At 64.0% G+C, this 24005-nt stretch carries 19 protein-coding genes; 6 read left to right on the plus strand and 13 right to left on the minus strand.

The genetic code is table 11. From position 1 onward, the window contains the following. The first annotated feature begins 214 nt into the window (after positions 1-214). Positions 215-2257, plus strand: coding sequence for a hypothetical protein (locus ACFQO4_RS01905; RefSeq protein ID WP_500259316.1), 2043 nt, complete (start codon positions 215-217; stop codon positions 2255-2257). Between the two features lie 57 nt (positions 2258-2314). Here ACFQO4_RS01905 and ACFQO4_RS01910 read toward each other — a convergent pair whose 3' ends face one another. The 9 genes from ACFQO4_RS01910 to ACFQO4_RS01950 all read right to left on the minus strand — a co-directional run bounded on the left by ACFQO4_RS01910 (position 2315) and on the right by ACFQO4_RS01950 (position 11729). Then, positions 2315-3097 carry a class I SAM-dependent methyltransferase gene (locus ACFQO4_RS01910; protein WP_500259317.1) on the minus strand — a complete coding sequence of 261 codons (783 nt, stop codon included), beginning with the start codon at positions 3095-3097 and terminating at the stop codon, positions 2315-2317. A 93-nt stretch (positions 3098-3190) separates the two neighbouring features. After that, a complete protein-coding gene (locus ACFQO4_RS01915; protein ID WP_500259318.1) occupies positions 3191-4090 on the minus strand; it encodes a polysaccharide deacetylase family protein in 900 nt (299 codons plus the stop codon). Continuing rightward, a complete protein-coding gene (gene wecB, locus ACFQO4_RS01920; protein WP_500259319.1) occupies positions 4080-5144 on the minus strand; it encodes a non-hydrolyzing UDP-N-acetylglucosamine 2-epimerase in 1065 nt (354 codons plus the stop codon). The genes ACFQO4_RS01915 and wecB overlap by 11 nt, the downstream gene beginning before the upstream one ends. Further along, positions 5141-6232 (minus strand): DUF354 domain-containing protein, encoded by a 1092-nt coding sequence (locus ACFQO4_RS01925; RefSeq protein WP_500259320.1) that lies wholly within the window; start codon positions 6230-6232, stop codon positions 5141-5143. The genes wecB and ACFQO4_RS01925 overlap by 4 nt, the downstream gene beginning before the upstream one ends. Then, positions 6229-7296: a glycosyltransferase family 2 protein gene (locus tag ACFQO4_RS01930; protein WP_500259321.1), complete on the minus strand. Its 1068-nt coding sequence runs from the start codon at positions 7294-7296 to the stop codon at positions 6229-6231. Before ACFQO4_RS01930 ends, ACFQO4_RS01925 begins: the two co-directional genes overlap by 4 nt. Continuing rightward, on the minus strand, positions 7296-8612 hold the full coding sequence (locus ACFQO4_RS01935; protein ID WP_500259322.1) for a nucleotide sugar dehydrogenase: 1317 nt from the start codon (positions 8610-8612) through the stop codon (positions 7296-7298). The genes ACFQO4_RS01930 and ACFQO4_RS01935 overlap by 1 nt, the downstream gene beginning before the upstream one ends. Further along, complete coding sequence (locus ACFQO4_RS01940) at positions 8609-10132, minus strand: nucleotide sugar dehydrogenase (protein ID WP_500259323.1); 1524 nt, start codon at positions 10130-10132, stop codon at positions 8609-8611. Before ACFQO4_RS01940 ends, ACFQO4_RS01935 begins: the two co-directional genes overlap by 4 nt. Beyond that, positions 10125-11114: a Gfo/Idh/MocA family oxidoreductase gene (locus ACFQO4_RS01945; protein WP_500259324.1), complete on the minus strand. Its 990-nt coding sequence runs from the start codon at positions 11112-11114 to the stop codon at positions 10125-10127. The genes ACFQO4_RS01940 and ACFQO4_RS01945 overlap by 8 nt, the downstream gene beginning before the upstream one ends. A gap of 39 nt (positions 11115-11153) precedes the next feature. After that, positions 11154-11729 carry an acyltransferase gene (locus ACFQO4_RS01950; protein WP_500259325.1) on the minus strand — a complete coding sequence of 192 codons (576 nt, stop codon included), beginning with the start codon at positions 11727-11729 and terminating at the stop codon, positions 11154-11156. 524 nt (positions 11730-12253) lie between these two features. On the opposite strand from ACFQO4_RS01950, the gene ACFQO4_RS01955 reads away from it, so the two are divergent. The 3 genes from ACFQO4_RS01955 to ACFQO4_RS01965 all read left to right on the plus strand — a co-directional run bounded on the left by ACFQO4_RS01955 (position 12254) and on the right by ACFQO4_RS01965 (position 16442). Then, positions 12254-14152 carry a S9 family peptidase gene (locus ACFQO4_RS01955; protein ID WP_500259326.1) on the plus strand — a complete coding sequence of 633 codons (1899 nt, stop codon included), beginning with the start codon at positions 12254-12256 and terminating at the stop codon, positions 14150-14152. 105 nt (positions 14153-14257) lie between these two features. After that, entirely contained in the window at positions 14258-15310 is a 1053-nt protein-coding gene (locus ACFQO4_RS01960; RefSeq protein WP_500259327.1) for a M48 family metalloprotease, read from the plus strand. A 79-nt stretch (positions 15311-15389) separates the two neighbouring features. Further along, complete coding sequence (locus tag ACFQO4_RS01965) at positions 15390-16442, plus strand: lysylphosphatidylglycerol synthase transmembrane domain-containing protein (RefSeq protein ID WP_500259328.1); 1053 nt, start codon at positions 15390-15392, stop codon at positions 16440-16442. Between the two features lie 60 nt (positions 16443-16502). Here ACFQO4_RS01965 and ACFQO4_RS01970 read toward each other — a convergent pair whose 3' ends face one another. From ACFQO4_RS01970 to ACFQO4_RS01980, 3 genes are all read right to left on the minus strand, one after another. Beyond that, positions 16503-17564 carry an NAD(P)-dependent glycerol-1-phosphate dehydrogenase gene (locus ACFQO4_RS01970; RefSeq protein ID WP_500259329.1) on the minus strand — a complete coding sequence of 354 codons (1062 nt, stop codon included), beginning with the start codon at positions 17562-17564 and terminating at the stop codon, positions 16503-16505. Positions 17565-17817: 253 nt separating this feature from the next. After that, entirely contained in the window at positions 17818-20151 is a 2334-nt protein-coding gene (locus ACFQO4_RS01975) for a heavy metal translocating P-type ATPase (RefSeq protein WP_500259330.1), read from the minus strand. Positions 20152-20238: 87 nt separating this feature from the next. Continuing rightward, positions 20239-21228 carry an NAD-dependent epimerase/dehydratase family protein gene (locus ACFQO4_RS01980; protein WP_500259331.1) on the minus strand — a complete coding sequence of 330 codons (990 nt, stop codon included), beginning with the start codon at positions 21226-21228 and terminating at the stop codon, positions 20239-20241. 166 nt (positions 21229-21394) lie between these two features. On the opposite strand from ACFQO4_RS01980, the gene ACFQO4_RS01985 reads away from it, so the two are divergent. Further along, positions 21395-22330, plus strand: coding sequence for a branched-chain amino acid transaminase (locus tag ACFQO4_RS01985; protein WP_500259332.1), 936 nt, complete (start codon positions 21395-21397; stop codon positions 22328-22330). Between the two features lie 122 nt (positions 22331-22452). On the opposite strand, the gene ACFQO4_RS01990 is transcribed toward ACFQO4_RS01985, so the two are convergent. Next, positions 22453-23007, minus strand: a complete 555-nt coding sequence (locus tag ACFQO4_RS01990) for a DUF6735 family protein (protein ID WP_500259333.1) — start codon at positions 23005-23007, stop codon at positions 22453-22455. Positions 23008-23302: 295 nt separating this feature from the next. Between ACFQO4_RS01990 and ACFQO4_RS01995 the strand changes: the two genes are divergently transcribed. Beyond that, a complete protein-coding gene (locus tag ACFQO4_RS01995; RefSeq protein WP_500259334.1) occupies positions 23303-23974 on the plus strand; it encodes an HAD family hydrolase in 672 nt (223 codons plus the stop codon). Positions 23975-24005: the final 31 nt, after the last annotated feature.

Here is a 24005-nt window from a genome sequence, read left to right on the forward strand (position 1 = left end):
GGTCCGCAGACGAATAACTGATCGCCGGACCCGTGAATCGAATCTGACGGTACTGAATACGCCTAGCTGACCAATTTGTGCATCTAGAAGGCGGACCCGTTTTCCGAAGGCGAGCGAGGACACAACAGCCAACCTGACAGTAACTCGTCGACGTATAAAGTTCCGATATGTTCATGAGAGCGTTGAGGTCAGCATAGTTGGCTAGTCAAGTTGCATGGCACGTGAGCGCTCGAAACGAGCAATCAATAACACACTGGAAAGCGGCAAAGAGAACGGCACGACGAACGACATCGAACGCAGAACGTACCTGAAGGTACTCGGCTCCACCGCCGTCGCTGGCGGGGCGCTCCTGAGTTCGGGAACCGCCGCGGCCGACTCTCACGATCAAGATTTAATCGAAATCGATTACGACGATTACTACGATCCGTCGGCACAATACAACGGCCTGAGTGGCGTCTACGACGTGTGGAACCAGCGCTCGAGGACGAGCCCCGACATCACGTCGAGCACCTCCCGAACGGGAGAGACGAGTTGCGCGCACTACCTCGACGGCGATCAAATGAGCGCGAACACGGTGTATCCGTTCGACGACCACTACGGCACAGAGGTCGACGAGCTGTACCAGCGGTTCTACGTCCACCCCAATGGGATGTGGCTCTCGGAGAACAACACGATGCGGTTCTTCTGGGCCGGATTACGAAGCGAGGGAGATCAGGACAGCGGAAACTTCGTCACGCCGCCCCCGTTCACGGGCGAAGACGGGTGGTCGGTCCGGCTCGGCTTCACACGTCGGGAGAACCACGATCACCCCGACACGTACACGTTCTTCGTCTACTCCTACGACGCGCGACTCACCGACAGCACGACCCCGTACCTCGAGTTCGGCAACCGGGTCCAGATGCCGATGAACGAGTGGGTGAAGATCGAAACCTACCAGAAACTGAATACGTATACCTCGAGTGGGTCGATGAACAACGACGGCGTCTTCCGCGCGTGGGTGAACGACGAACTCGCCTACGAGCGGGAGAACTTCGCGTGGCGGTCCGCCGACGGGAACGGGATCGAATACGCGGGTCCGCACGGGTACGACCTCTACCAGGACAACGATCCGTACACGATCTACTTCGACAATCACGTGATGCTTGTCAACGGGACCCGTGAGGACTGGCTGAACTACGACGGTGGGGAGAGCGGCGACGGGGGAGACGAGGAGGAGACCGACGACACCGGGGACCAGAACGAACTGGCGATTCTGACGGAATCCGGCGCCGACCGCGTGCGCTACCGGTTCGTCGCCAACGGGCCCGTCGCCGCCACAGACCTCGGCACCTCGCCTTCGGGCGGTTCAGTCTCTGCGAACGACAACGACACGATCACTGAGCGCGAGGACGGCACCTACGAGGTCGAGGGGCTCACGGGCAACGGCTGGGGCGACGCGTTCGCCGTCGATGGCGACATCGTCGCGTTCGAAGCCGAGAACGCCGACGCTGACGCTGATCCGGCCTTCTGGCTCGAGTGGAACGGCGAGGAGATCGCCGTCGACGACCTGGTTGCTGATGGGGAAGAAGGAACAGAGGACAATTCCGGGAGCGAGAACGAACTGGCGATTCTGACGGAGTCCGGTGCCGACCGCGTGCGCTACCGGTTCGTCGCCAACGGGCCTGTCACCGCCGCCGACCTCGGGACGTCCCCCTCGAGCAACCCGGTTTCGGCAAACAGCAACGACGCGATCACCGAACGCGAAGATGGCACCTACGAGGTCGAAGGATTGACGGGCAACGGCTGGGGTGACGGTTTCGTCGTCGAGGGTGACGTCGTCACCTTCGAGGCCGAGAACGCCGACGCGGACGCCGACCCCGCCTTCTGGCTCGAGTGGAACGGCGAGGAGATCGCCGTCGACGACCTGACCGGTGAGAACGACGAAGACGACGAACCGGAACCGGCCGAGTTCGCAATCCTGACCGAACCAGGGGCCGACCGCGTGCGCTATCGGTTCGTCGCCAACGGCCCTGTCACCGCTGCCGACCTCGGGACGTCCCCCTCCGGCAACCCGATCTCGGCGAACGACAACGACACCATTACCTACTACGAGACTGGGTACTACGAAGTCGAAGGATTGACGGGCAACGGCTGGGGCGACGGTTTCGTCGTCGAGGGTGACGTCGTCACCTTCGAGGCCGAGAACGCCGATACCGACGCCGACCCCGCCTTCTGGCTCGAGTGGAACGGCGAGGAGGTCGCCGTCGACGACCTCTAGACGACGCACCAGGACGTCGAATTCGCCGGTGTCATGGCCGACGCCGGTCGGAGCGGCTCACCGCGGATCGGTAGCGATCCCGACGACCTCTGCAGTCATCGGCAGTAACCCTCGTTTCGAGAGCCGTCGTTCGATTTCGGCGAGTTCGTATATCGCTCCTTCGAGGTCGACGGGTGCGATCGCATCCAGGAGCGTACAGATCGGAGAGATTACGTAAAACCCGGTTAGATCGACCGTTTCGAACGACGCTTCCAGCGTCGATCGAAGCGTGAACGGGTTCAGTGGAACTTCGGCCTCGGTCCGCTTTCGCGTCTCGAGAAATCGACGCGCGAACATGGCGAACGGATTGTATCGCAACGGATCGAAGAAGAGGAACACCCCATCAGGGCTGAGAACGCGACAGATTTCGTTCAGGATCGCGTCTTTCCATTGCGGTAGGTGGTGTAGTACAGCCGCGGCCAGGACAAAATCGATCGAGTCGTCACGGACGGGCAACCGTTCGGCGTCGCCGCAGAGCCACTCGATCCGGTCTCCGTTCTCCGCATTCGATCCTCGTCGTAGTTCGTTGACAGAGATGTCCAGTGCGAGGGAATGTCGCGGATCATGCCTGGTAGACTCGCGGAGCCAGTCACCTTGTCCCGCTCCGATCGACAGGACCGACGCGTTCGATGTCAGGTGTTTCGCCAGCGTCTCGCGAACGAGTCGGTGATGTCCAGCATCCATGAGGTCGTTGTACCCATCAGTAGATAGATAGTCAGCAATCCACTTGCCCTCGTCATCGTCTTCGTTGTAACGATCCATCTCTGCACGCTTTCTGTCCGTGAATAGGTCGGTATTCATTCGTCAGTCGTACCTCGTCGAACCCCATAAATCTCCCAACCCGTTCCACTCGAGCGCATATTTTGTATTTCTTTCATGAGTCGTCCCTGAGAGCTATGGACGCTCTCGAACTGGCTTTCGTTCCAATTCGTTCGATTCGTCGACACGTCGAAGGAACTCCGCGCAGGAGCCGATCCAGGCGTTGCGTTCCTGGGCGAACTCGACGAGGTCGATGTACAACTGGCGATACCCACTGAATTCGTCCTCGTTGAAAAACCGTGGGTGCCATAGCAACGTGGCGACGGCCTCGTTTCGCTCGGCCTCACGGAGCAGATCGTAGCCTCGTTCCCGGGCCGACTCGAGGTCTGTTTCCGGCCCGAGAAGGGCAACCTCCATCGCGGTGAGTGGGAAGACCGCGAACTCGTCGTCGAAGGGCCGCAAAAGACCGTACCCGTGTTGAAAGCCGACCTCGTCCGTCGAACCGAGACTGGCGTCGTACCGTAACCCGAGTTCCCGGTGAATTTCCCACGTGTCCGGCCGGGTCAGTCTGAGATAGTGCTGCCTCCCACCGGTGATTTCGTGACCCAGGACTCGCTCCAACTGCGACTTCTCCTCTCTCAACCGAACCGGATCGTCAGGAGACTCGTAAGAACCGTGCAATCCGACTTCCCACCCGCCGGCATCGAGATCACGAATGACGTCGACGATCGCCGGATCGGTGATCTCGTATCGGCCCACGAAGTGTTTCCAGTTCGCCGGTCGCAGCCACTCCCGCGGCGATTTGTCGCGGAAAAGATTCTGCTCGTTCAGAAAGAAGAACGTCGACCTGACGCCGAGGCCCTCCTCGAGGGCCATGATCTCCTCGAACTGCCAGTACGGTCGATCCCTCGAGAACAGGGACCGCAGTTGCGACGAGTCTCGGTTCACGAGGGCGTAGTACGGCGCCTGGTACGTTTTGTACGGTCGGTCGACGTCGTGTGTAAGACAGACCGCGAACGCGTGGTCATCGAGCACGCTCGAGCACCTCGACGATGGATTCGGCCGCCTGCCCGTCGCCGTACGGCGACGGCTTGTCCTCGAGGAGGCGTTCTCGTTCCAGTGCACGCTCTATCGCTCGTCGATCCGTGCCGACGAGTTCGTTCCAGCCGCACTCGACCGTCTCGCCCCACTCGGTCTCCTCCCGGAGCGTGACACAGGGGGTATCGAGGAAGAACGCCTCCTTCTGGACTCCGCCCGAGTCGGTCACGACGCGGTCTGCGGCGTCGAGTAACCGAACGAAATCGAGGTACCCAACCGGCTCGGAGAGGTGCAGTTCGCGCCTCGCTCGTTCGAGGAGGTCGTTGCGCTCGAGCCGCTCGATCGTTCGGGGGTGCGCCGGGAATACGACCGGAAGCGACGACGTCGAGAGGGCGTCGACGATCGATCGCAGTCGGGCCGGATCGTCTGTGTTTCGCTCGCGGTGGACGGTCGCCAGGACGTAGTTTCCAGGCGTCACCTCGAGTCGCTCGAGGATCGTCGATCGCTCTATTGGACGGTCGACGACCCACAAGAGTACGTCGTACATCACGTCGCCGCTCCGATAGACACCCTCTTCGAGGCCTTCGGCGGCGAGGTTTGCAACCGCTCCGGCCGTCGGCGCGAACAACAGGTCTGCCGCGTGATCCGTCAGTCGACGGTTCACTTCCTCGGGCATGTCGGTGAAACTCCGCAGACCGGCCTCGACGTGAGCGACCGTCGCGTCGACCTTCGAACCGACGATCGCGCCGGCGAGCGTCGAGTTGGTGTCCCCGTAGAGGACGATTACGTCCGGCCCGACCTCGGCGACGACCGGTTCGAGGCCGTCGATCATCGCCGCCGTCTGCGCGCCGTGAGACGCCGAACCGACCCCCAGTTCGTAGGCAGGGTCGGGAATCTCGAGTTCCCTGAAGAAGACGTCCGAGAGTTCGTCGTCGTAGTGCTGGCCGGTGTGGACGATTCGTTCGTCGTGGCCCGCCGCGCTCAGCGCACGCGAAACGGCCGACGCCTTCACGAACTGCGGACGAGCGCCGACGACGGTGAGTACCTTCATCGGCCGATCCCCGCTTCGAGATCGATTCCAGGTTTCTCGCGCGGTTCGCCCGCCGTCTCGAGGATCGTCTCGATGAGGTACGTAGTCACGTCGATCTTGTCGTCGAGGAGTTTCCGTCGCTTTCGCCTCCAGCGTGCCTTCGCGTCGGGATCGGTCGAGAGGTCGCGAGCGAGCGCCAGCGTCTCCCGTTCGTCTGATAGAGAGGAGAGGAGGCCGTACGTGGACTCGAGTTCCACGAAGTTGCTCATGTCGCCGTCGCCGACGAACGAATTCGATCGGATCGCCGGCGTCCCCAGGATGGCCGCCTCCGTCGCCATCGTCTGGGAGTCGCCGACGTAGAGATCGGCGTAGTAGAGCAGGTCGTGAATCAATTCCGGCGGAACCGGGAGACGATAGGGCTCGAACTCCGGCGGTAGCGGATCCTCACTGGTGACGTACGCTGGCCCCTCTTCGGAGAGGAGTGAAAGCAGTTCGCGTTTTCCCTCACGTGAGAACCCGCGGTTGCCGGTGTCGTGACTGGCGCTCCAGGAGACGAACCGACAGACCGAGTAGTGCTCGTGCGGATCGACGCCGACGGCCCTGAGTCGGTCGGGATCGGGGTCGAACCGATTCGGATGGAGGTACGCGAGTTCGTGGTACCCCGCGTATCGCTCCTGTTTCGCGCCGAGGTCGCGACCGTAGTTCACCGGTGTACAGATCTTAGTCGCGAACGGATGCGTCAACCGCGCTTGCAACGTGGCGACCTCGCTGTCGTCGAAGAGGATCATTGGCGTCCCGTTCAATCGAGCGGCGTGGGCGGCTGGCGGGATCGGTGAACTGACGACCACGTCCGGATCGATTCGTCGCGTGGCGCGGAGGGTTCGAATCTCGCGCTCAATCAGTTCGAGAAACAGCCCGGCCACGTTCGATCGCTTCCGCGAGAGCGGAGTGTGGTCGATCCCGTACCGGTCGAGGAGCGTGACCGTGAGGTCTTTCTCCCGGGAGAACACGTGCGTTTCGTGGCCGAGGTCCTCGAGTTCGCCGATAGCGTGTTTGAACAGGTGGACGTGTGCCGGATGGCCGACATCGAACAGGACGGTCGCCGTCATTCGTGAATCACCACCTCACGGTCTTCGTTTTCCTGCATGTCGAACACCATCGCGAACAGCAGGAATAACCAGCCGACGAGAAACAGGAGGGTACTCACGAGGACGCGAGTGAACGGCGACTCTCTAGAGCGGGAGAGGAACGACCAGAGCACGCCGAGCGTCCCGAGCGCGGACGCACCCGCACCGAAGAGGTAGAACAGGACGACCGGATGGAAGTCGAACCGAAGGTACCGGGTCTCGAGTCGCCAGATGAAGTTCCGAAGGAGCATTCCCGAGACGTTCCGGACGTACGTCGAGTAGACGATGCTCGACTCCTCGTCGCCGTAGACCGCGGGGATCGAAACGTCGGCGACACGGGCACTTCTGGTGTTCAGCTTCACGAGGAGGTCGTTGCAGTAGCCGTAGTACTCGTACATCGACTCGAGGTCGACGGCCTCCAGTGCGTCCCTCGAGATCGCGGTGTAACCGTTCTGAGGATCGCTCAGCTTCCAGTATCCCGAAGCGATTTTCGTCAGTAGTGAGAGAAGCGCGTTGCCGAACAGACGGAACCGCGGCATCGATCGCTGGTGATCGGGAGCGAGCAGTCGATTTCCCTTTGCATAGTCCGCGACTCCGTCGACGATCGGGTCGAGGAGCTTCGGCATCGCCTCGAGATCCATCTGGCCGTCGCCGTCAACGGTGACGACGATGTCGAGTCGTCCGGCCCGCGCCGCCAGATAGCCGGTCTTGATCGCGCCGCCGGCACCACGGTTCTCGCGATGATCGATCGGGACGACGCGACCGATCGGTTCGTGAACGTTTGCTCTCGCTGCGAGTGCAGGGTTCTCTCCACCATCGGGTCGAATTCGTTCGACCCGGTCTGCCACCGCCCCCTCTCTGTTGATCTGACGGCGAGCGTCCGAACGCGCTGCCTCGAGAATTGCCTCCCACGTTCCGTCCGTGGAGCAGTCGTTCACGACGTACAGTCGGTCGACGAACGAGGGCATCTCTCTGACGACGTCGCCGATGAAATGTTCCTCGTTGTACGCCGGAACGACGGCGGCGACGGAGTGATCTCGATACATTACAACCTCCAGTAGCGGCAATCGTGTTCGCCCGCCCGGTCCTCGAACATCCCGTCGACGTCGACGAGGACGGGGTTCTCGTTCATCTCGGCGAGTAACCCGCCGACGTCGAGTTCGTCGAAGGCATCGTGTGGCGTTCCGATCACAATGGCATCGATTCCATCCCCGAACGGTTCGGGAACGACGTCGATACCGAAGCGCTCTCGGATATCGGCGTCGGCCGCGTGCGGATCGTATCCGACGACGGAGACGCCGTACTCGCGGAGGTAGTCGATCACGCCGCCGATCGACGATCTGAGATCCGCCACGTTCGGCTTATACGTCAGTCCGAGGATCAGGACGGTGCTGTGCTTGAGTACGTTTTCGGCGTCGTTCAGGGTCTTTACAGTCATCTCTCCGACGTGGGTTGGAACGTAGTCGTTGATCTCGCGCGCGGTTCGAACGAGTTCGAGCTTGAACCCGTTACGTTCGCTCTCGTAGGCGAGGTAGAACGGATCGACCGGGATACAGTGGCCGCCGACGAGGCCGGGTCGATAATCGTGAAAGTTCCACTTCGTCTTCGCCGCGTCGAGCACGGCCTGCGTGTCGATCCCCAGGTGCGTACACGCTACCGCGAGTTCGTTCACCAGCGCGATGTTGAGGTCGCGCTGCGTATTCTCGACGCACTTCGCGGCTTCGGCGGTTTCGATCGTCGGCGCCTCGTGGACGCCCGCGTCGACGATCGATCCGTAGAGGTCGACGAGACTCGCCCGCGATCCCTCGGTCAATCCGCTCACGATCTTGACGACGTTGCGTAAACCATGGTCGTCGTCGCCCGGGACGATTCGTTCGGGCGAATAGCCGACGCCGAATTCCTCGCCCGCCGTCAGGCTCGAGCCGCGCTCGAGTGCCGGAACGAATATCTCGCGGGTCGCCCCCGGATACACCGTCGACTCGAGGACGACGGTCGTCCCCCCGGTGAGGTGTTCGCCGACCGTCTCCCCCGCCCGTTCGACCAGGCCGAGGTCCGGTTTCTCGAGTTCGTCGACCGGAGTCGGCACCGCCACGACGACGTAATCGGCCGTCGATATCACGCTCGGGTCGGTCGTAAACTGTATTGAACTCTCGGCGATTGATCGATCGCTGACGTCGCCCGTCGGATCCATTCCGCGCTCGAGCGTTCGAATCTTGTCCGTATCGACGTCGTAACCGCGGACGTCGTACCCGACGCTGTCGAACTCGCACGCGAGCGGGAGTCCGACGTAGCCGAGTCCGACGACGCAGATCCGGTTGGCAGATGGGGCGAAAGCAGTGCTCGCGTTCGCGGTATTGCTCACGAATCCCACCCCCGCTGCTCGCGAACCCCGCCTCCGATTTCGTATACCAACGAATCGACCGGGCTAGCGACGGTTCCGCGACCGTCGACGACGACCGGACGGTGATCACTACGAGCACTGGGTTCGTCTTCACAGTCCGTTCCCAGGTCCGCCCACCGAATCTCGTCGAACTCCTCGTGCGGTGTAACGAGAATCACGCCGTCGATCGGGAGGTCGTACGCCGCCTCGAGCGAAACCGCCTCCAGGTCGAACACCTCGAAGCCCTCCGATTCGAGCATCGGATCGACGCCGTAGACCGTCGCGCCGGCCGCGGAGAGTTCGGCGGCGATATCGATCGACGGCGAGGCCCTGATCTCTTCGACGCCGGGCCTGTAGGTCAGCCCGAGCACCAGTACCGCCGCGTCCGACAGCGCCGTCCCCTCGGCCTCGAGGCCGTCGCGCAGTTTTGCGACCGTGAACGCCGGCATCGAGTCGTTGACCGCTCGAGCGGTCTCGAGCAGCGGGGCGTCGGTCTCGAAGGGATCGATTACGAAGTACGGGTAGAACGGGATGCAGTGGCCACCGACACCGGGTCCCGGTTCGTGGATGTCACAGTAGGGCTGGGTGTTCGCGACGTCGATCGCCTCGCGGACGTCGATTCCGAACTCGTCGGTGAACATCGCGAGTTCGTTCGCGAGCGCGATGTTGACGTCGCGGTACAGTCCCTCGAAGACCTTGACGCACTCGGCGGTGGTCGCGTCGGAGACCGTAATCACGCCCTCGTCGTTGATGGTCTCGTAAATTGCTCGCGCAGCTGCGGTACTCTCCGCGTCGACGCCGCCGACGACCTTCGGGTACGCGCCGCGGATGTCCTCGAGCGCTCGTCCCGAGGACGTCCGTTCGGGGCAGAAGGCCACGCCGAACGACCCGCGGGAGAGTCCCGACGCCGCCTCGAGCGCCGGAAGCACCCGATCGCTGGTCGTCCGGGGTGGTACGGTACACTCGACGAGCACCAGGTCGCCCGGGTCCAGTCCGGTTCCGATCGCCTCGATCGCGGCGTCGAGGATCGAGAGGTCGGGCGCTCGCTCGTCCGTGATCGGCGTCGGCACGATGACGACGTGAACCGCGCATTGCGCTGCAGCCTCACGAGGGTTCGTCGTCGCCTCGAGCGCGCCGGCGGACACTCGATCGGAGACCAGGTCGTCCAGGCCGGGTTCTCGTTTGACGTGACAGTCTCCTGCCCGAATCGTCGCCACGACGTCGGGGTCGATATCGACGCCGAGGACGTTGCCGGTCGTCTCGGCGAACACTGCGGCGAGGGGGAGTCCCATCTTTCCGAGTCCGTAGACGGCCACCGGGATCGATCCCGAGACGAACGCGCGACGCAGTCGTTCGCTCGAGCGGCCGGTTCCGTACGGTCGGGTGCTCGCCGCTGTGGATTCCGCTGACGAGTCTCGGTCGTTTGTACGGTCGACTGTTCCGCCGTCGGCCACGACGACCTCGAATCCGTCGGCCTTGGCGACCGATTGTCGATCAGTCATCTGCCACCCTCACTCCGAGGTCAGATCGGTCGCCCATGGCCTGGGCTTCGATCTGGTGGGTCAACTCGAGCGCGGCCAGTCCATCGTCGATGGTCACGGACGGCGTCTCGTTCGACGCGACGGCATCGACAAACGCCTCGAGTTCGTTCCGTAGCGGTTCCTCGTTCGGCACGTGCGGTCGTTCGACGACGCTCTCGTGCTGGAATCGAACGTTGCCGTCGCGTTCGGCGTACTTGGGGACCGAGTTGCGGTGAATCGCGATCGACTGGGCGATGTAATCGAGTTCGATGAGACACTCTCTGGCGGTCACGGTGAGTCGGCGAACTTTTCGCTGGGTGAGTCGGCTGGCGGTGAGCGACGCCATGATCCCGGAGTCGAACTCGAGCAGCGCCGACGCGTGGCGGTTGTCGTTCACGCCGGTGCTCTTGACGCTCGTCGGCGACTCGTCGAGCAACGAGAGCACGACGTCGATGTCGTGGATCATCAGGTCGAGGACGGCGCTGTCGTCGATTCGACGGTTCGGTGGCGGTCCGAGCCGTTCTGCGTGTATACTGATGATCGAGAGATCCTCGACGATCTTGCGGAGCGTCACCACGGCCGGGTTGAACCGCTCGACGTGACCGACCTGTACCGCCACGTCGGCGCGGTTCGCTCTCGAGCGGAGCCGTCGTCCCTCCTCGAGATTCGCGACGAGAGGTTTCTCGATGAGCATCGCGATGCCCGCCTCCAGACACTGCCCGGCGACGTCGTAGTGATGCACGGTCGGGACGACGATCGAGGCGGCGTCGACCGATGCGAGGAGCGACTCCAGGTCCATCGCGGTGGCGCCGTGTTCGTCGGCGACGCGAGCGGCGCGTTCGTCGTCGACGTCGAAGACGCCGACCAGATTCGCCTCTGACAGTCCCGCGTAGACGCGCGCGTGCTGTCTCCCCATCGAGCCAACGCCGATTACGCCGACGTCTATCTGTCGTTCAGTTCGCATACGCGACGCTCACCTCCCTGGCGAACGCGACGATGGCGATCATGCAGCGTTCCCCCCTCGAAGCGACTCCGGAAGCGGTTCGTGTCTCGCCGGAACGCCGACGGCCAGCGTCTCCTCGGGGACGTCCGCCGAGACGACCGCACCCGCGGCGACGAACGAGCCTCGCCCGACGGTCACGCCGGGGAGGATGGTCGCGTTCGCCCCGATCGAGACGTGATCCTCGAGGGTCGGGCCCTCGAGATCGACCTCCCGACGGAGTGGATAGGGATCGTTCGTCAGGACGGCGTTCGGACCGAGAAAAACGTTATCTCCGATGGTGGTCTCCGCAGGTACGTAGACGCCAGTCTGTATGCTCACGTTCGAGCCGACGGTCGACGTCCCATCTATGGTCGTGTTCGTCCCGACGAGCACGTCGTCGCCGATTCGGGTTTGTTCGCGAACCAGCGCGAAGTGACCCGTACTGAATCGGTCGCCGATCACGACGTCGTCGTAGACGATCGTCCCCGCCCTGATCGTCGGATCGTCGCCGATGACTGGCGGCTGTGTCCCGTCGTCGTAGGCGTAGCCGATCGACGGCGTATCGGTCGATCCGAGCAGTAACTCGTTGTCTCTCATCGTAAATCGGGATGGACGCATGCTCTCAAAAGGGACCGAGACCGTTTCAGCCGTTAATTAACGGTCCGAGCCCTGCAACCGCCGTGTAGCCCGCGGAGCGACAGACCCCGCTCGCCGGGGACGAGGTCGTTGCTTGACGACGATTTCACGCCTTCGTCGATTCACAGAAGGGGGTGAACACCGCCGCCAGTGACGGTCACCGACTCACCGCATCTCGAGCGCGAGTAACGGTTTCTATCCTCACCGTTTCACTCATATCGAAGAACACTGGTTGACACTCCCCATTCAGCGCTGAAACACCGGAACCGCGAGTGAACGGTCGTGACCCCAGTAATGAGAATTTATCCCGCTGGGACCGAGTGACGATGGCTCAGTTCGAAGGCCCTTATCCTGGAAAGCATCGACTGACCGGTTTCGTGGAGGACACAATGCCGGAATTGGACGGGACGGAGCACGCGGACCCATTTCGGCACTCGAGGGACCGAGTCGAAACCGTTACCATTTCGAATCGAGACTGGTGAGCCATGGGAACGTACGACATCGAGCGCTATCTTAACATTCGAAGCGCCTACGGTGCCTCTCTCGGACCGGCAGGTGACCGACTGGCGTTTCTGATGAACACCACCGGAACGCCCCAAGTCTGGACGCTCGAGGACGCCCAGGCGTGGCCCGAACAGCGAACGTTCTACGACGAGCGGGTGACGTTCGCCTCCTGGTCGCCCGAACGAGCGGAACTGGCGTTCGGGATGGACGAAGGTGGCAACGAGCGCGCGCAACTGTACCGACTCGACGCCGAGACGGGCGAGATCACGAACCTGACCGGGATGCCGGAGGCAAAACACCTCTGGGGCGGGTGGAGCCACGACGGCGAACGGTTCGCATTCACCTCGAATCGCCGGGACGAGAGCGTCTTCGACGTCTACGTCCAGGGCCGGGCGGAAGTCGGCGACGACGCCGAACTCGTCGCCGAGGGCGGCGGCTGGCTCACGGTCGGCGGCTGGAGCCCCGATGACTCGCGACTGCTGGTCTCCCAGGCGTACTCGAACTTCGACCAGGACCTCTACAGCCTCGAGGTCGAAACCGGCGAGATGACCCACCTCACGCCCCACGAGGGCGACGTCCGCTACCAGAGCGCCTCCTGGGCACCCGACTGCGAGGGCCTCTACCTCGTGACCGACGAGGAGACCGACACGCTCGCGCTCGCATATCTGGACCTCGAGACCCTCGAGGTCGAAACGGTGGTCGAGGGAGGAGAGTGGAACGTCGACGGCCTCGCCCTGGACGACGAGACCGGCCGATTCGTCTACTCGCGAAACGTGGAGGGCTACACGGAGCTCACCGCGGGCGAACTCGCAGGCGATGACCCAACGGCGTTCGAGACGTTCCCCGAACCCGACCTGCCGGGCGGACTCTCGGGCGGCGTGAGTTTCGGCCCGGACGCCGAGGTCTTCGCCTGCTCGACGACGGGCGATGCGGTCAACGCGAACGTCTTCGTCGTCGACGTCGAGTCAGGCGAGAGCGAGCAGTGGACCCTCGCCCCCACGGCAGGAATCCCGCCCGAGACCTTCCGGTCCTCGGAACTCGTTCACGTCGAGAGTTTCGACGGCCTCGAAGTGCCCGGATTTCTAACGCTCCCGGAGGGGTCAGCGGGAGCGCTCGAGGGCGCCGGCGAGAGCGAGGATGGAAGCGGCGAGAGCGAGGACAGAAGCGGCGAAGCGACAGGCGAAAACGTACCCGACGACGGCTACCCCGTCATCGTCGACATCCACGGCGGCCCCGAGAGCCAGCGCCGACCCTCGTTCTCGAGCGTCAAGCAGTACTTCCTGAACCGGGGCTACGCCTACTTCGAGCCCAACGTGCGCGGGTCTTCGGGATACGGGAGCGAGTATGCCAGCCTGGACGACGTCGAAAAGCGTATGGACTCCGTCGCCGACGTCGCGGCCTGCGTCGAGTGGCTTTCAGGCCACGAAGCGATCGACCCAGATCGAGTCGTCGCCATGGGCGGCTCCTACGGCGGGTTCATGGTACTGGCCTCGCTCACCGAGTATCCGGAGCTCTGGGCCGCCGGCATCGACGTCGTCGGCATCGCCAACTTCGTCACCTTCCTCGAGAACACGGGTGACTGGCGCCGGAAACTCCGGGAGGCCGAGTATGGCTCGCTGGCCGAGGATCGCGAGTTCCTCGAGTCCATCTCCCCGATCAACACCGTCGAGAACATCGAGGCCCCGCTGTTCGTCCTCCACGGTGAGAACGATCCCCGCGTTCCGGTCGGCGAGGCCGAACAGATCGTCGAAGAGGCACGCGAGCAGGGCGTCCCCGTCCGCAAGCTCATCTTCGAGGACGAAGGCCACGGCTTCAGCAAGCTCGAGAACCGAATCGAGGCCTACTCGGCGATCGCCGAGTTCCTCGAAGAGCACGTGTAACGCGTCCGTCTCCAGGTGCCGGAAGCTATTTACTTTCCTGCTTAGACCTCACGAATATCCCATGGCAAAACGGGCAGCCACGTGGTCGATCGAAGAGGACGAGAGATGACTGCCGTTGCGATTCTCGTTGGTGGACTTCTTGTCGTCGGAATTGGCCTCTCGATCGCCACCGCCGGAATCGGATGGGGCGTCTGTAAACGGTTCATCGCACCCGTGACAGCCTCCGACCTCGCGACGAGACGGGTACAGTGGTACCTCATCGGGGCGGGTGCTCCCCTCGTGTGTTTCACTGTTGCCGGTAGCTTCACGGCGATTGTACTCATCCATGACCTGCTAATCGGGGTTCTCGTCACTGGTGTCGCCGGTATTCTGGGATTCGGTATCGGCACCGCTGCCGTCCTCCCACTCTCGGCGTTCGATTTGCTCGAGCTTACCGAGTACGGGAACCGACGACGAGCGGCGATCTCGACAGGTGTCCACGGCGTATTCGTTTGCGCTAGCATTCCCTTCGTATTCACCCTCGTACGTACCTCGCCCTACGAGATAGTCCCGCTCGGCGTCGCCGCGACGCTCGCGTACTTCGCGATCGGCCCGTGGCTCGTCGATCGACAGAACGACACGGCTGAACTCCCCTCCGAGGTCGCCGATCGCTGTGAACGGCTCGCAGCAGCGGCCGACGTCGACATTCGGTTTCGACTCGTCGACGACGACCGTTCGAGCGCGCTCGCATCCGGGATCGTTCCCGGTCTACGAACGGTTTTCGTATCCGACTCCCTGAGAATTAGGCTGGAGGCGACGGAGTTCGAGGCCGTCGTCATACACGAACTGGGGCACGTCCAACGTCGGCACCTGGAACGACGGGCGTTCTGGCACGCAGCACTAGTGGCAGCAATGTTGCTCACGTTCGTTCACTCGTTCCTGTTTGCCCCCGTCGTTTTCGTCCTCCTTTATACCAGTAAACGGAGAGAACTCGCCCACGAGTACGAGGCTGACGCATTCGCCGCGGCGACGACGAGTGCGAGTGCGATGAGAGACGCGCTCGAACGGATCGCGGCTCTCGGGCACGTGCCCCGAAACTCGAGCCGTACGTTCGACCTCCTCGTCGATCGCCACTCCATCGACCGCCGCGTCGAACGACTCGACGCGATGATCGAGTGAGCTGTCCTCGGTTCGACGTCGAGAACGTTCCGTTCCCCGACAGTACGTTCAAGTCAGTGAATGTCGTTGCTCCCGGCAGATGCGCCGATTGCGGGTCGCCGCCGGCTTCGCGGTTGCCCTCCTGGTCACCGGGATACTTGTCTACGGCACCGGCTGGGAGGCCGTGGTCTCGAGTATCCGTCGCGCCGATCCGATTCTCGTCGCTGGGGGCGCAGTTGCCGGAGCGACGATGCTCGCGCTGCGCGCCCTGATCGTCTACCGACTGCTCGGGCCGATCGAGGGATCGGCCCGCGGGGCCGACTTCGTCGGCGCGTTCCTGGCGGGGTACTTCTCCCGGAGCGTCGTACCGTGGGGACAGTCCGTCGGTGTCGCCGTGACCGCGTACCTGCTCGCGGGGTCGTCCGAGTCGCCGTTCGAGGACAACGCCGCCGTCATCAGCGTGGCGGAGGTGCTCGTCTTCCTCACGTCCGTCGTCGTTGCCGTCGTCGGACTCGTCGGGGTCGTTTCGAACGGTTCCGTCGACGTCGGCTCGAGCGTGACCGTCGGGTCGCCCCCGTCGAACCGTCTCGCGACCGGCCTCCTGGGAGCGCTGTTCACGGCCGTCCTTGTCGCCGCTTCAGCCGTCTCCGTCACCCGCGACGGCGTCGCGCGGACCATCCTGTTCGGGATCACTGCTCGGCTCGAGGGAGCGCTGGCCAGGCTGCCCGGCGTCGAGCGCGCCGCCGTTCGAACCCGCGTCCGTGGGTTCCTCTCGACGATCGACGACGTCGCGGCGGATCGGTCGGTCCTGCTGGGCGCGGTGACGGTCGCGCTGGCGAGCTGGATCTTCAACGCGCTTGCGCTGTTCCTCTCGCTGATCGCTCTCGGCATCGACGCCCCGTTCGCGGTCGCGCTCCTCTGTGTACCGCTGTCCACGGTGGCAGCTGTGGTTCCGCTTCCGGGCGGGATGGGCGGTGTCGAGGTGTTCCTAGCCGGGCTACTGGTCGCGACGACCGCGGTCTCGAGCGACGTCGCGACTGCCGCTGCGTTACTCTACCGGCTGTGTACCTACTGGGTGCACGTCGGTCTCGGCGGAATCGGTGCGACGTACGTGTCGGCCACCGGCGTCGGGCTGGTTCGCGTCGATGGGTGATCCCGTTCAGCCGACGAGATCCGTCCAGCTGACGAGGCCCCGTCTACCGATAACGCCCGGTCAACCGATAACGCCCGTCTTCACCGCAACCTCTCGAGCCGCCCGCTCGTCCATCCCATCACCGAGAATCGTGTACCGGTCGCGGATGGCGTGACAGGTCGTCAGCGCCTCGATCACCGTTTCGTCGTCGATGCCGAGATCGGCGGCCGTGGTCGGCGCGTCGATGGTCGCCAGGGCGTCCCGGATTTCGGTCCAGATGCCGGACTCGCCCTCGTGCAAGTAAGCCGTCATGATAGACCCAACGCCGACCTGGTGACCGTGGAGGGCTGCACCGGGCGCGAGGCGATCCAGCTGGTGGGAAAAGAGGTGCTCGGCGCCGCTGGCCGGCCGAGAGGAACTCGCGATGGACATCGCCACCCCCGAGGACATGAGCGCCTTGGTGACGATCCAGGCGGACTCCTCGAGGCCGGGGCGGATCATGTCGGCGTTGCCGACGAGGATTTCGGCGGTCATCTCCGCGAGGGCGGCCGCGTACTCGGAGTACTCGACGTTCTTGAGTCGGTGGGCGAGTCGCCAGTCCATCACCGCGGTGTAGTTAGAGATGATGTCGGCACAACCCGCGGTCGTCAGCTCCCAGGGTGCGTTCGCCAGAATCCCGGTGTCGGCGACTACGGCGAGTGGCGGTTCGGCAGCGACGCTGTGGCGCGTGTTCCCGTCAGGGACCGAGCCGCGGTTGCTGACGATGCCGTCGTGACTCGCGGCCGTCGGCACCGAGAGGAAGCCGGTGTCGAGGTGGTCGGTGGCCATCTTGGCGATGTCGATGGCCTTCCCGCCGCCGACGCCGATCAGGTAGGAGGCCTCGGCCTCATCGGCGGCGTCGATAACCGACTCCACAGCCTCGAAACTCGCCTCCTCGACGGTGACGATGGCGGGTTCGATACCGCGTTCCTCGAAGTCGGCGGCGATCGGTTCGGCCGCGAGTTTTCGCGGCGTTGGACTCGTGACGAGCAGTGGCCGCCCCTCGAGGTGAAGGTCGTCGACGACGCTCACGGTCTCGGCGAGGACGTCGTGGCCGACGACGACGTTCCGCGGGAGGCGGATCCACGTCGACTTCTCGAACATAGGTGAGAGGAGGCGGGGAACGATATAAAGGCGTTCCCGTCGATGGAGCGGTGCAGCGTCGGCCGCTCGTGTCTCGAGGTGGCTCGAGATCGCTCGATAGAAGTCGAGGTGACCGAAGTAGCCGATGCGATTCGATATGGCTCGAGTTGGTCGATCCGACTCGAGCTCGTCGAGATGATGTGAGTTGATCGATACGACTCGAGAGACAGATTTGAATCTCCCCGGCAGGATGCCGGACGGAACCCGACTACGTTCACCCGGTGGGTTGTGCTTTCTGTGGAGTCGCTGGGCCGGACAACTTCGGAATCGAGAGATCCACTCGCCGGAGTAACTGCGCGTTAATCGCGACGATCACGGTGCTGAGCGACATGAGCAATGCACCGACGGCGGGCGAGAGGAGGATTCCAATCGGCGCGAGAACGCCGGCGGCGAGTGGGATGGCAAAGACGTTGTAGCCCGCCGCCCAGACGAGGTTCTCCTGCATCTTCCGGTAACTCGCTCGGCTCAGTTTGACGAGTCGAGCCACGTCCATCGGGTTGTTCTGCACGAGAACGATGTCCGCCGACTGGACGGCGACGTCGGTCCCCGATCCGATGGCGATCCCGACGTCGGCGCGAGTCAGCGCTGGGGCGTCGTTGACGCCGTCGCCGACCATCGCCACCAGTTTGGCCTGGTCCTGCAGTTCGGTCACCTTCTCGTCTTTTTCCTCGGGTAACACCTCGGCGAAGACCGTCTCGATGCCGAGTTCGTCTGCGACGGCCGCGGCGACGTCCTCGCTGTCGCCGGTCAGCATCGCCACCTCGATGCCGAGGTCGTGGAGCGCGTCGACGACCCGGTAGCTCTCCTCGCGGATCACGTCCGCGAGGGCGAAGGCGGCGATTGGCCTCGCCTGGTCGGTACCTGCCTCTGTGTTCGCCTGGGCGCTCGAGTCGCCGTCGCGACCGCCCTCGCGAACAAGGTAGACGACCGTTCGTGCGTTTTCTCCGGACCGTTCAGCGAACCCCGCCAGTTCCGGGGGGACCTCGGCCTCGAGGTGAGAGAGGAGGTTCGGACCGCCGACGTATATCGCGTCGCCGTCGACGGTCGCGCGCACCCCACGACCCTTGAGCGCCTCGAAGTCCGAGACGTTCGGCGGGTTCAGACCGCGGTCGACCGCGGCCTCGCGCATCGCCTGGGCGATCATGTGCTCTGAATCGGTCTCGACGGCGGCCGCGAGCGCGAGCGCCTCGTCCTCGTCCACGCGGTCGACCGTCGCAACGTCTACGACGCCCTGTTCGCCCGCCGTGAGCGTCCCCGTTTTGTCGAAGACGATCGTATCCAGGTCCCGTGCCCGTTCCATGGCGATTCGGTCCCGGATCAGTATCCCGTTGCGCGCGGCGAGAGACGTGTTGATCGCGACGACGAGCGGGATGGCGAGTCCGAGAGCGTGCGGACAGGCGATCACCAGGACGGTCACCACGCGCTCGATGACCACGGCGTCGAACTGGACGGCGGCGGTCCAGGCGATGGCCGTCACCACCGCGGCGGCCAGGGCGACGTAGAACAGCCAGCCTGCCGCCCTGTCGGCCAGCATCTGTGTCCTGGACTCGCTTCGCTGAGCCTCCTCCACGAGACGCATGATCCCCGCCAACGTCGTCTCCTCGCCCGTCGCGCTGATCCGAACGCGAAGGCTTCCGTCGCCGTTGATCGTGCCGCCGATTACCTCGTTGCCGGGGTCCTTCGAAACTGGTTTCGACTCGCCGGTGATCATCGACTCGTTTACGTCCGAGTCGCCCTCCTCGACGACGCCGTCGGCAGGGACGTTCGCTCCGGGCCGGACGAGTACGAGGTCGCCCTCCGACAGGTCGCCGACGGGGACCTCTTCAGTTTCACCGTCCTCCGTGATGCGCTCTGCGGTATCCGGGAGGAGTTTCGCCAACTCGTCGAGCGCGCTCGAGGCCCGCCGAACCGACCGCATCTCGATCCAGTGACCGAGCAACATGATGTCGATCAGCGTCACCAGTTCCCAGAAGAACGCCGACTGAGTGGGGAAGACGACGCTCGCCAGGCTGTAGACGAACGCGACCGTGATCGCCATCGAGATGAGCGTCATCATTCCCGGCGACCGGTCCTCGAGTTCGGGGACGGCCATCCGCAGGAAGGGAACGCCACCGTAAGCGAAGACGATCACCGCGAAGACGGGATTGATCCACTCGCTTCCGGGGAACGCCGGAACCGAGAAGCCGAGCCACTCCTGTAGCATCTCGCTGTACAGGAGAACAGGGATCGAAAGCAGCGTCGAGACGAAGAATCGCCGACGGAACATTTGCTCGTGGCCCTCGTGCATGCCACTGTGGTCGTGGCCGCCGCCTCCGTGGTCGTCGTGTCCAGCCCTGCGTTCGTACCGGTCGCCGACCTCCCGTCTCGCTTCGTCGGCGTCTTCGGCTTCCTCCTCGAGCATGGACTGTTCCACGCGGGGTTCCGACCGATCGGCCTCGGCGTCAATTTCCCGATTCTCGGTCGCCTCGGGGTCGTGACGGTGGCTGTGGTCGTGGTCACGATGGCCGCCGTCGGGTCCCTCACCGTCGGTGTCTCTATGATCGTCCATCTCGTTGCTTCGTCACACGACACCGCGAGTCAAGAAGGGATACCCCGCTCGAGGCGGCGCAAACAGAGCAGATCCGTTCCGAACGTCTCAGAGCGTATCGAGAATTCCAAGCACTCGTTCTTCGGCGTCCCTCCCCGGATCGTACTCGCTCCCGTCCCGGTCGCTCGCCTCGTGTTCCTCGAGCGTCCGTGCCATCGCCTCCTCGAGTGGGGTCGACTCCCAGCCGAGGGCGGCGAGCTTCGCGGTCGAGAGGACGTGCGGATAGTCTCGGTAGAGGACGTAGTCGTCCGTCGAGAGGCCGCCGGCCTCGAGTTCGCGCGGGCCGGCGTGGACGACCTCGACGTCCCTACCTACGGCGTCAGCGATCAGGTCGACCATCTCCTCGAGCGTGACGATCCGGCGGTCGCCGACGTTGTAGAACTCGCCCGGCTCGCCCCGCTCGGCGACGATCCGGAGGGCGCTGGCAACGTCCTCGACGAAGGCGCGGTGCCAGACGTTGGTGCCGTCGCCGGGGACGATCACGCGGTCGTACTCGAGGACGCGGTCGAGCCAGAAGTCCATCCGCTCGGTGTAGTCGTGAGGGCCGTACACGATGCACGGCCGGACGGACATTGCGTTCACCCCCCGGTCCGCTGCGGCGACGACCGCGCGGTCGCCCTCGGCCTTCCGGTTGCCGTAGGTGTCACTCGACTCGTCGGTCGCCTGCTCGGGGCTGCAGGGTCGCATCGGCGTCTCGTCTTCCCGCTTCGGAATCTCCTCGCGGCCGTAAGCGTCCCCGCTCGAGATGTAGACGTAGGCGTCGACGTCGGCAAAGATTTCGGTCGCCGCGCGCACGTCCCGCGGGTAGTAGGCCACGCAGTCGAAGACGGCGTCCGGATCGACGTCCGCCGCGGCGGCCTCGAGCACCGAGTCGTTCGTCCGGTCGCCCTGGACGTGGTCGACTCGGTCGTCCTCGGCGAAGGGATCGTCGTGGTTCCCGCGGTTGAAGAGGGTGACGTCGTAGTCGTGTGCGAGGAGGTCGGTGACGAGGTGGCGGCCGATGAATCGCGTGCCGCCGATGACGAGTGCGGTGTCCATACCGAACGCTCGCTCGAGAGGGTCAAAACGGTGGCGGAGGCGGCTAGGGAGACGCCCCGGGCGTCCCACATGTAACCGCTCAGACCACGGCCGAGGGCGACCGCGCTCGAGGCCGACGCGGGAGCAATCGCCAACGTTCATTACGAAGGCCTTCGTCTCCCTGGGTATGGGATTTGACGAGATGGACGTCGACACGATCTGGATGGACGGCGAGTTCGTCGACTGGGAAGACGCACAGGTCCACGTGCTCACACACGGACTCCACTACGGGACCGGCGTCTTCGAGGGGGCGCGCTGTTACGACACCGAGAACGGACCCGCGCTCTTTCGCTGGGAAGAGCACGTCGACCGCCTCTTCCAGTCCTGTAAGCCCTACGAGATGGAAATCGGTCACTCCCACGAGGAACTGACGGAGGCAACCAAGGAACTCATCCGCCGCCAGGGCCTCTCGTCGTGTTACATCCGCCCGCTCGTCTACTACGGCTACAAGAGTCTCGGCGTCAGCCCCCAGGACTGTCCGACGAAGACCACCATCGCCGTCTGGCCCTGGGGCGCCTACCTCGGCGAGGACGCCATCGAGAACGGCATCGACGTCAAAGTTTCGTCCTGGCGCAAGCACGCCTCGAGCCAGATTCCGACGAACGCCAAGACGACGGGATTGTACGTCAACAGCCTGCTTGCCGGCGAGGAGGCCCGCCGAAACGGGTTCGCCGAGGCCATCGTCCTCAACAAGGAGGGCAACGTCGCGGAGGGTCCCGGCGAGAACCTCTTCCTCGTGCGCGACAGCGAAATCTTCACGCCCGGCCTCTCCGAGTCGATCCTCGACGGGATCACCCGCAACGCGGTCATCCGGATCGCCCGCGACCTGGGCTACACCGTCCACGACACCGTCTCCATCTCTCGAGGCGAGCTCAACACGGCCGACGAACTCTTCTTCACTGGCTCCGCCGCGGAGGTGACGCCAATCAAGCGCGTCGACAACGTCACGATCGGCGAGGGAACCCGCGGGCCGATCACCGAGGAGATTCAGCAGAAATTCTTCGACGTCGTCGAGCGCCGAACCGACGAGTACGAGGAGTGGTTCGACTACGTCGAGGCGTAGACCGCGTTCAGTTGCTGTTTTTCGACCTTCGTGTCTCGCATCTCGCATCTCGCATCTCGCATCTCGCGTCTCAGGTCATAGGTCTCACACCACTCGCGTCGTTCATCCGATCATCACACATCTCACTCGAGCCCCTCGCTCCCGAGAAACGCGTCGAACGCTTCCGTCGGTCCGTCGTCCACAGCGACGCCGTCAGCGTCACCGTACGTGTAGAAGTAGCCGTTCTCGTCCTCGGCGATCCGGGCCTCGAGGTACGACTGGGCGGCCCGCCGTGAGAGGACGCCCATCTCTACGACGTCGGCGAGGGCGGTCTTCGTGGCGCGAAACCAGGTCCGGACAGCGAGGTCGCGTTCCCCCGGTTCGACGGCGACGAGCGCGCCTCGACCCTGTTCGCGGCCGTCGCCCCACTCGAGCCAGCAGACGCGGTAGGCGCGAATCTCGTACTCGGGTGAAACCAGAATCAGCGCCTCGTATCCACAGGGATCGAGGTAGTCGGTGAGGACGCTGTCCAGGGCGACGGAGTCCGCGAGGAGGTCGGAGTCGATTCGCCCGCCTGCGAGCGGTGCGTCGACGGAGAGGGACTCGAGGACGCTGAGTTCGTCGCCACCCCAGTGGCTGTACCGGAGGTCGTAGAGTCGGTCGGGACGTCGGTAGGCGATTAACGCTCTATGCCCCATCGGTACACCTCGGTCGGTGGTGCTGGATCGGCCGTCGAGAGGGACGAACAGCGACCCGACAAACGGCGCGGATACGCGAACGGAAGTACATCACCCCCTTTTGGCCGTGGACTGGTATTTGAATTCACGGGTCGTCAGCGGGTGATCGACGACTCGAGGGTCGGACGACCCGACGACCCAACGGCCCGCCGACCCAGCCATTCGACGGTCCGGAGATCCAACGATCTGGTGATCCGCCGATCCCACAGCTCGCTGGGCGTAAGGCCAAAACCCTCTCAGCCCGTATCCCCGGTGAATGGCATACGACGCAGTCGTCTTCGACAACGACGGCGTGTTGACGACCCCGACCAGCTACGAGGCGCTCACGCGAGCGATGACTCTCGCGTTCGAACGCCACGGCATCGACGACCCCGTCCAGGACGACCTCGAGACCCTGATCTCCCCGACGATCGACGAACTCGAGGCCGTCACTGATCGGTACGACCTCGAACCGGAGTCACTCTGGGCGGCCCGCGAACGGGCGGCGATCGAGGTCCAGCACGAGGAACTCCTGAACGGGAACAAGACGCTCTACGACGACGTGTCGACGCTCGAGACGCTCGACGCCCCGATGGCTATCGTGAGCAACAACCAGCACGAGACCATCGAGAACATCGTCGACCACTTCGAACTCGAGGCGTTTGATCCGTACTACGGCCGCGAGCCAACTATCGACGGCATCAGGCGGAAGAAGCCCACACCGTACTACCTCGAGCGAGCGATCGACGACCTGACGTGTGCGAACCCGCTGTACGTCGGCGACAGCTGGGTCGACGTCGCGGTCGCTGAGGCCCTCGACATCGACTCGGCGTTCATCCGTCGGTCCCACCGCGAGGACTACGCGTTCGCCGACTTCGGCTACGACGGCGAGGCTACCCACGAGATCACGTCCCTGGAGGCATTGTCGCGGCTCGAGCCGTCGTCCTGACGGATCGACAGGCTAGTGTTCGCGGTGTGTC

Origin of the sequence: Saliphagus sp. GCM10025334 (genome assembly GCF_042663485.1) — an archaeon.
Taxonomy (GTDB): Archaea; Halobacteriota; Halobacteria; order Halobacteriales; family Natrialbaceae; genus Natronosalvus.

Bases quoted from the DNA above. Each gene is read 5' to 3' on its own strand.
- ACFQO4_RS01905 (WP_500259316.1), top strand. From the start codon at position 215: ATGGCACGTGAGCGCTCGAAACGAGCAATCAATAACACACTGGAAAGC.
- ACFQO4_RS01910 (WP_500259317.1), bottom strand. From the start codon at position 3,097: ATGAATACCGACCTATTCACGGACAGAAAGCGTGCAGAGATGGATCGT.
- wecB (WP_500259319.1), bottom strand. From the start codon at position 5,144: ATGAAGGTACTCACCGTCGTCGGCGCTCGTCCGCAGTTCGTGAAGGCG.
- ACFQO4_RS01925 (WP_500259320.1), bottom strand. From the start codon at position 6,232: ATGACGGCGACCGTCCTGTTCGATGTCGGCCATCCGGCACACGTCCAC.
- ACFQO4_RS01930 (WP_500259321.1), bottom strand. From the start codon at position 7,296: ATGTATCGAGATCACTCCGTCGCCGCCGTCGTTCCGGCGTACAACGAG.
- ACFQO4_RS01940 (WP_500259323.1), bottom strand. From the start codon at position 10,132: ATGACTGATCGACAATCGGTCGCCAAGGCCGACGGATTCGAGGTCGTC.
- ACFQO4_RS01945 (WP_500259324.1), bottom strand. From the start codon at position 11,114: ATGCGAACTGAACGACAGATAGACGTCGGCGTAATCGGCGTTGGCTCG.
- ACFQO4_RS01950 (WP_500259325.1), bottom strand. From the start codon at position 11,729: ATGAGAGACAACGAGTTACTGCTCGGATCGACCGATACGCCGTCGATC.
- ACFQO4_RS01955 (WP_500259326.1), top strand. From the start codon at position 12,254: ATGGGAACGTACGACATCGAGCGCTATCTTAACATTCGAAGCGCCTAC.
- ACFQO4_RS01960 (WP_500259327.1), top strand. From the start codon at position 14,258: ATGACTGCCGTTGCGATTCTCGTTGGTGGACTTCTTGTCGTCGGAATT.
- ACFQO4_RS01965 (WP_500259328.1), top strand. From the start codon at position 15,390: ATGCGCCGATTGCGGGTCGCCGCCGGCTTCGCGGTTGCCCTCCTGGTC.
- ACFQO4_RS01970 (WP_500259329.1), bottom strand. From the start codon at position 17,564: ATGTTCGAGAAGTCGACGTGGATCCGCCTCCCGCGGAACGTCGTCGTC.
- ACFQO4_RS01975 (WP_500259330.1), bottom strand. From the start codon at position 20,151: ATGGACGATCATAGAGACACCGACGGTGAGGGACCCGACGGCGGCCAT.
- ACFQO4_RS01980 (WP_500259331.1), bottom strand. From the start codon at position 21,228: ATGGACACCGCACTCGTCATCGGCGGCACGCGATTCATCGGCCGCCAC.
- ACFQO4_RS01985 (WP_500259332.1), top strand. From the start codon at position 21,395: ATGGGATTTGACGAGATGGACGTCGACACGATCTGGATGGACGGCGAG.
- ACFQO4_RS01990 (WP_500259333.1), bottom strand. From the start codon at position 23,007: ATGGGGCATAGAGCGTTAATCGCCTACCGACGTCCCGACCGACTCTAC.
- ACFQO4_RS01995 (WP_500259334.1), top strand. From the start codon at position 23,303: ATGGCATACGACGCAGTCGTCTTCGACAACGACGGCGTGTTGACGACC.